The organism is Lactobacillus sp. ESL1191 (genome assembly GCF_058504435.1).
The window spans coordinates 863,076-875,873 of record NZ_CP196365.1; the positions used below are offsets into that span (position 1 = coordinate 863,076).

A 12,798-nucleotide genomic window follows, 5' to 3' on the forward strand; every position below is an offset into this window, starting at 1 on the left:
GCACTACTTTGCTGGTCAGCGTTTCATTTGCTAGAAAAAAGGTGGCATTTGTGCTAATTTAGATGAAGTATTAGTAATAAGGAAGGAAAACTATGTCAGCAAAAATTAATGGCTTGAGTCAAGCCGAAGCAGAAAAACTTCTGACCAAGAATGGCTTAAATGAGGTGCCAGAACCGCAATTTAACTTTTTCAAGGAGTTTTTATCGAAGTTATGGAACCTATCTGCCTGGATTTTAGAAGCGGCCTTACTTTTAGAATGTATCTTGGGCAAATGGATTCAATCATTATTCGTGTTGTTAATGCTATTGTTTGCAGCTTGGAATGGTGCGTCGAAGAAAAAGCAATCACGACGTGTGTTGAACAATATTTCGCACAAGTTGACGCCGACAGTCTCAGTTGAGCGTGATGGCAAGTGGCAAAATATTGATTCAAAATACCTGGTTCCTGGCGATCTAATCAGTGTACAGGCTGGCGACGTCCTTGCCGCCGATTTGCGGCTACTTGACGGACAAATTTCAACTGACGAAAGCTCCATTACGGGTGAAGCCAAGACAGTCCGCAAGAACCCGCAAGATCCGGCCTACGCTGGCACAACGGTCACTGAAGGCAGAGGTCTGGCCCTTGTTACCGCCACTGGCGCTAATTCTCGGTCTGGTAAGACTATCAACCTAATTAACAACTCTGCAGCTCCTGGACACTTGCAGCAGCTACTTACCAAGATTATTTACTACTTGTGTGTTCTTGATGGCGTTTTAACGTTAGTAATCATTATTGCTTCCTTCTTTAAAGGCGGCGACCTCAAGAACCTTATCAATATGCTTCCCTTCTTGGCCATGATGTTTATTGCCTCAATTCCAGTTGCCATGCCTTCCACCTTTGCCTTATCGAACTCCTTTGAGGCGACCAGGTTAAGCAAGGAAGGAGTTTTGACTTCTGACTTAACGGGCATCCAAGATGCAGCCAATCTCAACCTGCTGCTACTGGACAAAACTGGCACGATTACGGAAAACAAGACAGCCGTTGCTAGTTGGACTAATTTTAGCAAACTAGACAACAAGCAAGTTTTGGGACTGGCATACGCCGCTACGGACCAACGGAACCAAAAGATTATCGACAGTGCAATCGATGATTATGTTAAGAGTCAAGGATTGTCGGTTCAAAGCGCCAGTGACTTCACCCCCTTCACTTCTGCTACTGGTTACTCCATGGCAACCGCTGCTGGCCACAATATTAAACTGGGTTCCTTTAAACAGTTGTCCCTGATCGACCCTAGTGCTAGCGCTAAGGTTAAAGAAATTGACTTTGGGGCTGGCCGTTCTGTTGCCCTGTTAATCGATGATAAACTGGCCGGGGTCTTCATTCTGCAAGACCAGGTTCGCCCTGATTCCAAAGAAGCTTTGGCCGAACTCAAAAAACGCGGCGTTTTGCCAATTATGTTGACTGGTGATAACCAAAAAACTGCAGCTGCCGTAGCTAAGGAAGTCGACTTGCGCGGTCAAGTGATTTCCATCCACGATTTCTCTGATAAAACCGACACTAGCAAGTTAGCTGGCATTGCCGACGTCTTACCGGAAGACAAGTTGCGCATGGTCAAGTTCTTCCAGCAACAGGGCTATATTGTCGGCATGACCGGCGACGGTGTCAACGATTCGCCTGCCCTGAAACAAGCCGAGGTCGGTATCGCCGTTTCTAATGCCGCTGATGTGGCCAAACGCTCTGGTAAAATGGTTTTACTAACTGATGGCCTTTCCTCAATCGTTAAAATCCTCGATGCAGGCCACCGCGTCTACCAACGCATGACCACCTGGTCACTGACCAAGCTGGCCAGAACGGCCCAGCTAACCATGATCCTTACCTTTGGTTACCTCTTCTTCGACTACATTCCAATGGCCTTAAACGCAATGGTCATCTACACCATCATGAACAATATGGTCACGATGATGATTGGAACCGACCGCGCTCAAATTACTTATAAGCCGGAAAACTGGAACATGGCTAAGCTGGCCAAGATCGCCTTTTCTCTTGCTTCCGGCTGGACCATTATCGGGATTGCCGCAATTGCCTACCTGACCACCCATGGCTGGTCGCACGGCACTATTTCGACCATGGTCTATGTCTTCCTCGTCCTCAGTGCCATGTTCATTATTCTGATCACCCGGACCAAGCGGTACTTCTGGCAAGATTATCCATCTAAGGCGGTGGCCTTGACCCAGTTAGGAGACATTATCCTAACCGTGATTCTCGCCCTCTGCGGCATCGCCATGACTCAGATCAACTGGACTAACTTGGGAATAACCTTCGTAGTTGCCCTACTTGCAGCTATTGTCATTGATCTTTTCTATCAGTCGATTATGAAGAATAGATAAAATAGTTAAAATAAAAAGAGAACTCATCTATCGAGTTCTCTTTTTATTTTACCAATTCATAAACATAAGAAATTTCCTTTGGCCGATAAACACCGTGAAGCGTACCGACTTTGGTGAAGCCCATCTTAGCAATTAAGTGCTGCATCGCCTGGTTGTCTTCGTGCGTATCAATCCGAATCGACTCAACATCAGCACGCTTGGTCTTGATATTATCAATAACCGAACTTAATAATTGTGTTGCATAGCCTTTACCAGCATGCTGAGAATGAATAGCTACCCGATGGATGACCACATACTGGTCAGTATTGCTAAGCCACTTACCATTTAACTGGTCGTAGGCCGGGTCTGGGGCATCAACAATCGCAATGGCGCCGACGGTTTCTTCATCAGCTGAGAGGGCCAAATAGGCCCAACCATGCTCAATATCCTCTTTAACCTGGTCCAGGGACGGATAATCGCCCTGCCACTGGTCAACACCGCGCTCAGCTAACTGGTTGGCTCCGTCTTTTAAAATGGTGATAACTTGGTCAAAATCAGCCATTGTTGCTTTTCTTAATTGCAAATTATTTTACTCTCCCTTTTTGAAATACCGTACCATTATATATACTCGTATGAGAATTGTAAAAAAATTTGACCTAATACTACTATAATTTTTTCTAGTAAAAAAGATTGGCTAGTCGCCAATCTCCAACTTTTTTAATAAAAACATTGCCTGATAGTAAATTTTTATGCCCCATGAAACTTGGTCAGGGAATAAATATCAAGTCCAGGCAATTTTTCCTTGCCTTTTAAATCTGGTAATTCAATATAAAAAGCTGCACCAACCAGGTTCCCACCTAAGTCTTCAACTAATTGCTTGCAGGCCCGTAGTGTACCAGCAGTAGCTAACAAGTCATCACAGATGACTACTCTTTGTCCTGGCTTAATTGCGTCTTTGTGCATTTCTAAACTGTTTGAACCATACTCCAAGTCATAGGAAGCGCGTTCAACCTCACGGGGCAGCTTATGCGGTTTTCTAGCGGGCACGAAGCCTATCCCCAATTCAGTTGCTACGGGGCACCCTACAATAAAACCACGAGCCTCAGGTCCAACAATAACGTCAGCATTTCTGCTCTTAACGTAATCAGCTAACTTGTGTGTGGCCGCTTGAAACAATTTTCCATCTTGTAAAATGGGCGTAATGTCCCTAAAAACAATCCCCTGATTGGGAAAATCCTTAACACTTGCAATATGTTCTTCAAAATTGTTTAACATAAGAAGAAAAAAACCTCCAAAACCTTTATTGCCTGCTTGAACTTAATCATTCTAACAGACTTTTGCCCTAAAAGCATTAAATGATTCAAATTAATGCAAACGTAATTGCTGGTTCACGTACATTAATAACTTGGAGCTGGCCATTTGCCGTAATTCCTGGGCGAAGTTGACTTGTGCACTCACTCCCAAAAAGTACTTAGATGCGGTCAATGGTCTAGTTGACGGATTTTTAACTCCCATGATTTTATCCTGGTCTAAGCGGATAAAGTTTAATTCAAAAAAGACCCGTAAAATGAAAAGTACACTGTTATAGTCAAGTTCCAAAAACCGGGCCACCTGGCGGAAATCGTCAATTGTCAAGCCGGGATGCTGATAGACATAACCTAAAACAGTAGCAAAAGCCGACTTAGCTGGAATGCTTTGAACAGGCAAACGATCAAGCAAAAAACGTAGGTAAAGCTGACCGTAGTCCTTGGTCAGCGCCTCATCCAGCTCTTTTTGATTATGAGGAACATCTAGCAAGACTGCCATTTCTCCCTTACCGTCATAATCACTAATGGGCATGATTTTTGCTGGATCCAAGCCATACATACTGCTAGCAAGTGTCTGATTTTGCTTGTCAAATAACAGATAACTATCTGCAAAACCCATGACGTATTTTTCGTGACGCAGGTCAACCACTGGGGTAGTCAGACTAACTGCCGGCGCCGCAAAGCTAATTCCCGTCAAGATGCCCTGCAGTTTGACCTGCTTGCGGTAGCTATTCTTACCTAGTTGGATGAACAACTGGTCAAGATAGGTTAGTAGCACCCGGGTTAGGTCCTTTTGGTTAAAACCAACCACCCCCAGCTTGCCACCGTTTTTAGCAACAGTCAAACGAATATGGTTCTTCTCCTGGCCCATATAAAAGCAACTAGCAATTTCTGGCTGCGAAATACTAAAAACCGGCTGGACGTTGTCGGTACCAAAAGGGCCAGCTGTTTCAATGTCTGTAATTGTTTCAAGACTGAGGCCCGCCAATGGCAATTCAAAGTCATAATACTTGGTCGGAAGCTCTTTCGTACCCTTGAAGCTAGCTTCAAAAGCTGCTCTAAATGGTGAAATTTTGTCGGCTTCCATTGACAGACCACAGGCAAAGTCATGGCCACCAAACTTAACCAAATAGTCCTCCTTAAGCGGGTTCAACGCATCAAAGACGTTAAAGCCGGGCAATGTCCGCCCTGAGCCCTTAACCAGGCCCGCCTCGTTTTTAGTTAAAATAATTGTTGGCTTGTGAACCTCTTCGACAATCTTATTGGCCACTAACCCGAGCACCCCTTCATGAAAGTCAGGATCATAAATGACCAGGGTATTCTTGGACTGCCAACCATTACGCTTAATCTGTTTCAGGCATGACTGATAAACTCGCATGGTTAAGTCTTTGCGCTTTTCATTTAGTTTTTCAACCTGGTCTGCGATTGTTTGGGCTTCTTCATCATTTTCACATAACAGTAATTCGACAGCTAAACTTGCATTAGCAAGACGTCCCACTGCATTAAGCCGCGGCGCAACGTTAAAGCCAATATCGGTTTCATTAATCTGTCCCAGTTTCAAACCAGCATTTTTGATTAGAGCGCGCAAGCCAGGCCGCTCCGTCTGATTAATTATTTCCAGTCCCCGCTTGACAATGATGTGTCCTTCACCGGAAACCTTGACCATGTCTCCAATGGTTCCAATCATTGCTAGCTCCAAAAGTTCAGGCATTGAATCCTGCATTAGCGCACGGGAAATTGTGTAGGCAACACCAGCTCCGCAATAATCATCAAACGGATAATCCTGCCCCGGATAGTTACAATGGACAATCGCATAACTGTCTGGAAGCTCTGCTTGAAACTTATGGTGGTCGGTAATAATGGTATCAACCTGTTGGCTATTCGCATAAGCAACTTCATCAAGCCCAGTTATTCCATTATCAACCGTAATAATCAACTTAGTACCGTCTGCCACAATTCTCTGATAGGCTTCCATATTAGGACCATAGCCATCCTTAAAGCGATCAGGAATAAAGTAATGGACATCTGCTCCAAGAATTCCCAGTGTCTCCACCATGATACTAGTAGCCGTGATACCGTCTGCATCGTAATCACCGTAAATAGTAATCTTTTCGCCTTCATCTATAGCCCGGTTAATCCGTTCTACCGCCTTATCCAGGTCATGCATCAGGCTGGGACTGGCCAGGTCTGTTTCGTTAGCATTAAGCCAAAAATCCAACTTTGGCGCAGTATTAATTCCACGCAAAGAGAACAACTTAGCCGTGATGGGGCTAAGTTGATACTCTGCTACTAATTCAGGAGCTAATTCAGTGCCTGAGCGCTGCTTCCAATCTATCATCTATTCAATTAAGCCCTTTTCTTTTAATTAGCTTGTTCACAGCAAGCTCTCTCTAGGCTACTTGCTGTTGAGGTCATCATCATTCATCCTCAAAACCGCCATAAAAGCATCCTGAGGAACTTCAACCCGGCCAACAGACTTCATTCGTTTCTTGCCCCGCTTCTGTTTCTCCAACAACTTGGCCCGTCTATCCGGGTCACCAGTATGAATTTTCCACGTAACGTCCTTACGATATGGTTTAACGGTTGCCCGCGAAATAATCTTGGCACCGATTGCGCCCTGAATATCAACCTCAAAGTTCTGACGCGGAATTAACTTCTTCAGCATTGACGTCATTTGCCGAGCGCGCTTCTGGGATTCGTCACGGTGAGCAATAAAACTAAGGGCGTCAATAACCTGCTTATTCAGCAAGATATCAATTTTGACTAAATCAGTGGCACGGTAGCCCGTGATTTCATAATCTAGCGATGCATAACCCTTGGTCGACGATTTTAAATCATCAAAAAAATCATAAATAATTTCCGCTAGGGGCATATTATAAATCACGTTAACCCGGTATTTATCCAAGTAGTCCATGGTAACGAAGTCGCCGCGCTTGCGTTGACAAAGTTCCATTACTGGACCCACAAAATCATTGGGCACCATTACCTCTGCTTTCACATACGGCTCTTGGACTTCCTGATATTCACCCGCCGTTGGTAAGTCAGCTGGATTGTCAATTACCTTGGTAGAACTATCGTTCATAATCGCGTGATAGTCAACCGATGGTGCAGTCATGATCAAATCCATATCATACTCCTGCTCCAGTCGCTCTTGAACCACATCCATGTGCAGTAAACCCAAGAACCCGCACCGGAAGCCAAAGCCTAAAGCCGTAGAAGTTTCCGGTTCAAATTCTAGCGCTGCATCATTTAACTGGAATTTTTGCAGTGCTTCTTTTAAGTCGTCATACTTAGCATTATCAACTGGATACATTCCTGAATAAACCATCGGCGGGATCTGCCGATAACCTGGCAGTGGTTCTGCAGTTGGATTTTCAGCTGCTGTGATGGTATCACCGACTCGCGTTTCACGCACAGACTTAATGTTAGCAGTTAGGTAACCAACATCCCCAGCAATTAGAATATCTTTTTTGACTGGGTGGGGACTTGAAACACCCACCTCTGTAACCTCATACTCCTTGCCCGTATTCATGATCTTAATCTGGTCGCCGGGTTTAACCGTGCCCTCTTCAATCCGTACAGACAGCACTACCCCGCGGTAGTCATCGTATTTAGAGTCAAAGATGAGGGCCTTTAAAGGGGCAGTAAGGTCGCCGGTTGGCGCAGGAATATTTTGCACAATATCCTCAAGCAATTCGGCAATGCCCTGCCCGGTTTTGCCGGAAACTTCAGCCGCATTGCTGGCATCAATCCCGAGCATTTCCGTAATTTCTTCTTTGGCCTGGTCCGGATCAGCTGAAGGCAAGTCAATCTTATTAATTACGGGCAAAATCTCAAGGTCATTATCAATCGCCAAGTAAGTATTAGCCAGGGTTTGGGCCTGCACGCCCTGGGAAGCATCGACAACCAAAAGTGCACCTTCACAGGCAGCAAGCGATCGCGACACTTCATACGAAAAGTCAACGTGCCCCGGTGTATCAATCAAATGAAAAATATAATCGGCGCCATCCTGAGCTTGGTACTTGATCTCAACCGAGTTCATTTTAATCGTAATGCCCCGTTCCCGTTCAAGTGGCATATCGTCCAGCATCTGATTTTTTAACTGACGTTCTGATACCGTATCGGTTAGCTCTAAAATACGGTCAGCAATAGTCGATTTACCATGATCAATGTGCGCTACAATCGAAAAGTTACGAATATGTTTTTGATAATCTTGTAATTTCTTAATGTCCATAAAATCCTTGCACCCTTTATCTGTATCACCCTATTATAGCAAATTCACCAGTTGGATAAAATCAAATAGGACGAATCTTTCCCTGATCCATGGATCCAAAAAGGACTCACTGTAAGTGAGTCCTTAATTAAATTCAGTCTTTACTGCAGCTTTTCCTTTAGTCGTTCAAAAAAGCCTTTTTCTTGTGGTGAAATCGAGCCCCCACCGGCCTTGACAAAGTCAACTAAAGCTTCCTTCTGATGTTCATTAATTGATTGCGGAATCTGCACCTGAACGGTTGTCACCTGGTCACCATTACCATTGCCCCGCAAATAAGGTACACCTTCACCGCGCAGGGTAAACTGCTTGTTGGGCTGGGTTCCGGCCGGAATCTTTAACTCCTTCTCGCCATGTACCGTCTTAACCTTGATTTCATCGCCCAGAGTGGCTTGAGCAAAGGAAATCGGCACTGTTGTGTAAATGGTCGTACCATTACGCTCAAAGTCCTTGGACGGCTTAATCCGGTAACTGATGTACAGATCACCATAAGGGCCGCCGTTCTTACCTGCTTCGCCTTGGCCCTCATAGCGTAGCTGTTGCCCGTTATCAATGCCCGCTGGGATGTTGACTTCAATTGTATTCTTGCCTTGGACAACGCCTTGGCCGTGACAAGTCTGGCAAGGATGTTCGATAACCACACCGCGGCCGCGACACTTGTCACAAACCGTTTGCCGGCGAATGACGCCAAGAACAGATTTCTGCGTAACCGTCATATAACCACTCCCGTTACACTTGTCACAGGTAACTGGATGCGTACCCTTTTCTGCCCCCGAGCCCTGGCAAGTCTGGCAAGTCTCACTACGGGTGTATGATACCTGCGTCTTTTTACCGGTAATCGCATCCATAAAATCGATTGTCAATGTGTAGTCAAGGTCTTCACCGCGCGCGGGTGCAGTTGGATCGGCCCGGCGCTGACCACCTCCACTAGCACCACCAAAGAAGTCATTGAAAATATCACCAAAGCCGCCAAAGTCATTAAAGTCACCATAACCTTGACCACCACCAAAGCCCTGGCCATTGACACCGGCAGACCCGAATTGATCGTACTGGGCCCGTTTTTGCTCGTCATGCAATACCTCATAGGCCTCGTTGATTTTCTTGTATTTCTCTTCGGCTCCCGGTTCATGGTTAATGTCCGGATGGTACTTCTTTGCTAGTTTCCGGTAAGCAGAGTTAATTTCCTTATCACTGGCATTGCGGTCAACGCCCAGCACGCCATAATAATCTTCCTGTGCCATCTAAACGCTCCTAACTCTCAAAAGAAAAGAACTACTTCGCGGCAGTTCTTTTCTGATTTATTCAATTATAAACCCTTTACTTGTCTGGGTCTACCTTATGGAACTCACCATCACCAGTTGCACCATTGTTTGCATCACCTTGGGCGCCTGGATTCTGTGGACCTGCTTCAGGTCCAGCCTGACCAGCAGCTTGGTCACCGCCATTAGCTTGGTAGAGCTTAACCGCCAGGTCTTGAGCAACCTTAGAAAGTTCGTCCTTCTTAGACTTCATTTCTTCTAAGTTATTATCCTTTTGGGCCTGTTTCAAAGCATCAAGGGCTTCTTGAACCTTCTTGGTATCTTCTTCAGATACCTTGTCCTTAGTGTCCTTCAGTGTCTTTTCCGTTGAGAAGATCAGTTGGTCAACTTCATTGCGCAAGTCGACTTCTTCCTTCTTCTTCTTATCCTCTTCAGCGTGTTCTTCGGCCTCTTTTTGCATCTTCTGAATTTCTTCGTCGGACAGACCAGATGAACTCTTGATGGTAATCTTTTGTTCCTTGCCAGTCCCCATGTCCTTAGCCGAAACATTCACAATCCCGTTCTTATCAATGTCGAAGGTAACCTGAATTTGTGGTACACCACGTGGTGCAGCCGGAATGTCTGTCAATTCAAAGCGCCCTAAGGTCTTGTCGTCAGCTGCCATTGGCCGTTCACCTTGCAGAACGTGCACGTCAACGGCTGGTTGGTTGTCGGCTGCAGTTGAGAAAATTTGACTCTTAGAAGTCGGAATAGTCGTATTCTTTTCAATTAACTTGGTGAAGACGCCGCCCATTGTTTCAATTCCAAGTGACAGTGGTGTAACATCAAGCAAAACGACATCCTTAACGTCACCGGAGATAACTCCCCCTTGAATTGCAGCACCAAGGGCCACGGCTTCATCTGGGTTAATGGAGTGATCAGGCTCCTTGCCAGCCCACTTCTTAACGGCTTCTTGAACAGCTGGAATACGAGTTGAACCACCGTTTAAGATTACCTTGTCGATGTCACCGACAGTCAGCTCCGCATCCTTTAAGGCATTATCAAATGGGACCTTGGTCCGGTCAACTAAATCGGCGGTTAATTCATCAAACTTAGCCCGGGTTAAGTCGGCTTCCAGGTGGAGTGGACCCGCTTCACCAGCTGAGATGAACGGCAGTGAGACGTGGGTTGAGGAAACGCCGGACAGGTCTTTTTTAGCCTTTTCAGCCGCATCCTTGAGCCGTTGCAAGGCCATCTTGTCCTTGGACAAGTCAACGCCATTTTCGTCCTTAAAGTTCTTAATCAGCCAGTCGATAATCTTGTTATCAAAGTCATCCCCGCCGAGCTTGGTATCACCATTAGTAGAAAGGACTTGGAAGACGCCATCACCCAGCTGCAAAACGGAAACATCGAAGGTACCACCACCGAGGTCATAAACCAAGACTTTCTCATCTTCAGCATCCTTGTCAAGACCGTATGCCAAGGATGATGCAGTTGGTTCGTTGATAATCCGCTTAACCTCTAGGCCAGCAATCTTACCAGCATCTTTAGTTGCTTGACGCTGTGCGTCATTAAAGTAAGCTGGGACCGTAATAACTGCTTCTGTAACCTTTTCACCTAAGTAATCTTCAGAAAACTTCTTGATGTACTGCAAAATCATTGCCGAAATTTCTTGTGGTGTATAAGTTTTATCAGCAATCTTGACCTTGTAATCGGCCTCACCCATGTGTCGCTTGATGGATGAAATTGTGTTAGGGTTAGTGATCGCTTGCCGCTTGGCAACTTCACCAACCTGAATTTCACCATCTTTAAAAGCGACTACAGATGGAGTAGTCCGATTACCCTCTGGATTAGTAATGATTTTTGGTTCTTTACCCTCTAAAACAGCCACTGCTGAGTTGGTTGTTCCGAGGTCAATTCCGATAACTTTTGACATTGATAAACTTCCTTTCACTTATTGTGCAACAACGACCATTGCTGGTCTTAAAGTTCGATCTTTATATAAATAGCCTTTTTGTAAGACTTGGACAACGGTGTCCTTTTGATCATCATTTTCCGCTTCAACTGTTTGAACAGCCTGGTGTAATGTCGGATCAAATTTGCCGCCTGCTGCCGCGATTTCGCTGATACCATGATCCTTCATGGCTTTAACGAGTGCATCAAGGGTCATCTGTACCCCTTTCTTAAGCTGCTTAGAGGCCTCATCATCAACCTTGGTCGACAGGGCCCGCTCCAAATTATCCATTGCTGGCAAAATATCCTTAGCCAAAGATTGTGACTCATACTTAATCAGCTGGCTTCGCTCATTATTGTAGCGATTTTGCATGTTCTGCATTTCCGCCTGACTGCGCAGGAACTTGTCTTCTAAGTCCTGATTTTGCTTTTGGGCCTTAATCAATTCTGCTTTTACCTGCTCAGCAGTGGTCTTGGGTGTTTGGTCCGCTGCAGCCGCGGTTTTAGCTTTAGCCGTAGCGGTTTTTTTGACCTTAGCCTGCTCTGGCTGCCCTTGTTTCTGTTCTTTAGCACCGGTGTCTTTTTCTTTATTCACGGCTAACCTCCTTTATTTAAATCGACCATAATACTCCAGCAGCTTCTTAGCTAGCTCATTCCTAAAATATTCTAATAGTCCTATTACCTGCGAATACGGCATATTGTTAGGACCAAGCAAGGCAATTACCCCCTTGCCATGTGTTCCAACACTGTATTCTGCCGTAAGCAAACTGTAGTCCTTGAGCAAGTCATTCGAAAGCTCCGAGCCCAAACTAACCCTGATGGGATGTTGGCCAATTTGGCTACTAGTCCGCTGGTCAACTAAGCTGGAAATCAACTCATTATGATCAATCAGCTCATAGAGTGACCTCAAATTGGCCACATTACTTAACGATGAGCTGTTGAGCAAGTTAATCTGCCCGTCGACATACATCTGTTCACTGGTCGCATCATTAATAACCTCTTCAACCAGTTCCAACAAGTCACCAGCATGGTTGCTGGTCAGCTTCTTGCCTAGATTATGATTAAGCAAGGCAGGCGTTACCTCATTCAAGGTCTTTCCCACCAGCTCATCATTAATCATCCGTACAGCTTTCTCAATTTCATCGCCATGAATATTAGTTGGCAAACTATAAACTTGGTTATGGACGTTGCCGTCACTAGTCACCAAGATCGCCATAATCTGTCTACTAAACAAAGGCACAATCCGGAAACCCGTGATAGTCAGGGCACTACTCTCTGGCCCTTCCGCAAATGCCGTATAATTAGTCAAGTCCGAGAGAATCTTGGCTGCTTCCTGAACTATTTCATTAACCTGGTGAAACGGCTGATCCAGCTGATTGACAATCCGCTCATAGGCAGAAGACGGAATTTGAAGTGGTTCTACCAGGTGATCAAGATAATAGCGGTAACCCTCAGTTGATGGCACGCGGCCGCTAGACAGGTGCGTTTTTTCAATTAGGCCTTGGTCTTCTAAGACCGCCATCTCGTTGCGAATCGTCGCACTCGACACCTTAATTGGTAACTGCATCATCACCGTTTTTGAACCAACCGGATCATTAGTCTGGGTAAAATCATTAATAATTGTTTTTAAAATTAGTTCTTGACGTTCGGTCAACATAGATATCGCCCTCACTTTTAGCACTCTT

The 12,798-nt window shown here is 45.3% G+C and carries 9 protein-coding genes; 1 reads left to right on the top strand and 8 read right to left on the bottom strand.

Annotation, left to right across the window (positions count from 1 at the left end; genetic code table 11):
- Positions 1-92: 92 nt before the first annotated feature.
- Complete coding sequence (locus ACSYSN_RS04580; protein ID WP_491711761.1) at positions 93-2,366, top strand: HAD-IC family P-type ATPase; 2,274 nt, start codon at positions 93-95, stop codon at positions 2,364-2,366.
- Positions 2,367-2,409: 43 nt separating this feature from the next.
- Here the strand turns inward: ACSYSN_RS04580 and ACSYSN_RS04585 are convergent, their stop codons facing one another.
- The 8 genes from ACSYSN_RS04585 to hrcA all read right to left on the bottom strand — a co-directional run bounded on the left by ACSYSN_RS04585 (position 2,410) and on the right by hrcA (position 12,770).
- Positions 2,410-2,907 carry a GNAT family N-acetyltransferase gene (locus tag ACSYSN_RS04585; protein WP_491712902.1) on the bottom strand — a complete coding sequence of 166 codons (498 nt, stop codon included), beginning with the start codon at positions 2,905-2,907 and terminating at the stop codon, positions 2,410-2,412.
- A 185-nt stretch (positions 2,908-3,092) separates the two neighbouring features.
- Complete coding sequence (locus tag ACSYSN_RS04590; RefSeq protein WP_491711762.1) at positions 3,093-3,620, bottom strand: adenine phosphoribosyltransferase; 528 nt, start codon at positions 3,618-3,620, stop codon at positions 3,093-3,095.
- 90 nt (positions 3,621-3,710) lie between these two features.
- The gene (gene recJ, locus ACSYSN_RS04595; RefSeq protein ID WP_491712903.1) at positions 3,711-5,987 is read right to left on the bottom strand and encodes a single-stranded-DNA-specific exonuclease RecJ; all 2,277 of its coding nucleotides are present in this window, start codon (positions 5,985-5,987) and stop codon (positions 3,711-3,713) included.
- Positions 5,988-6,047: 60 nt separating this feature from the next.
- Positions 6,048-7,886: a translation elongation factor 4 gene (lepA, locus tag ACSYSN_RS04600; protein WP_491711763.1), complete on the bottom strand. Its 1,839-nt coding sequence runs from the start codon at positions 7,884-7,886 to the stop codon at positions 6,048-6,050.
- A 140-nt stretch (positions 7,887-8,026) separates the two neighbouring features.
- Positions 8,027-9,163, bottom strand: coding sequence for a molecular chaperone DnaJ (gene dnaJ, locus ACSYSN_RS04605; RefSeq protein WP_491711764.1), 1,137 nt, complete (start codon positions 9,161-9,163; stop codon positions 8,027-8,029).
- A 76-nt stretch (positions 9,164-9,239) separates the two neighbouring features.
- Positions 9,240-11,096 (bottom strand): molecular chaperone DnaK, encoded by a 1,857-nt coding sequence (gene dnaK, locus ACSYSN_RS04610; RefSeq protein WP_317636874.1) that lies wholly within the window; start codon positions 11,094-11,096, stop codon positions 9,240-9,242.
- Between the two features lie 18 nt (positions 11,097-11,114).
- Complete coding sequence (gene grpE, locus ACSYSN_RS04615) at positions 11,115-11,708, bottom strand: nucleotide exchange factor GrpE (RefSeq protein WP_491711765.1); 594 nt, start codon at positions 11,706-11,708, stop codon at positions 11,115-11,117.
- Positions 11,709-11,720: 12 nt separating this feature from the next.
- The gene (gene hrcA / locus ACSYSN_RS04620; RefSeq protein ID WP_491711766.1) at positions 11,721-12,770 is read right to left on the bottom strand and encodes a heat-inducible transcriptional repressor HrcA; all 1,050 of its coding nucleotides are present in this window, start codon (positions 12,768-12,770) and stop codon (positions 11,721-11,723) included.
- Positions 12,771-12,798: the final 28 nt, after the last annotated feature.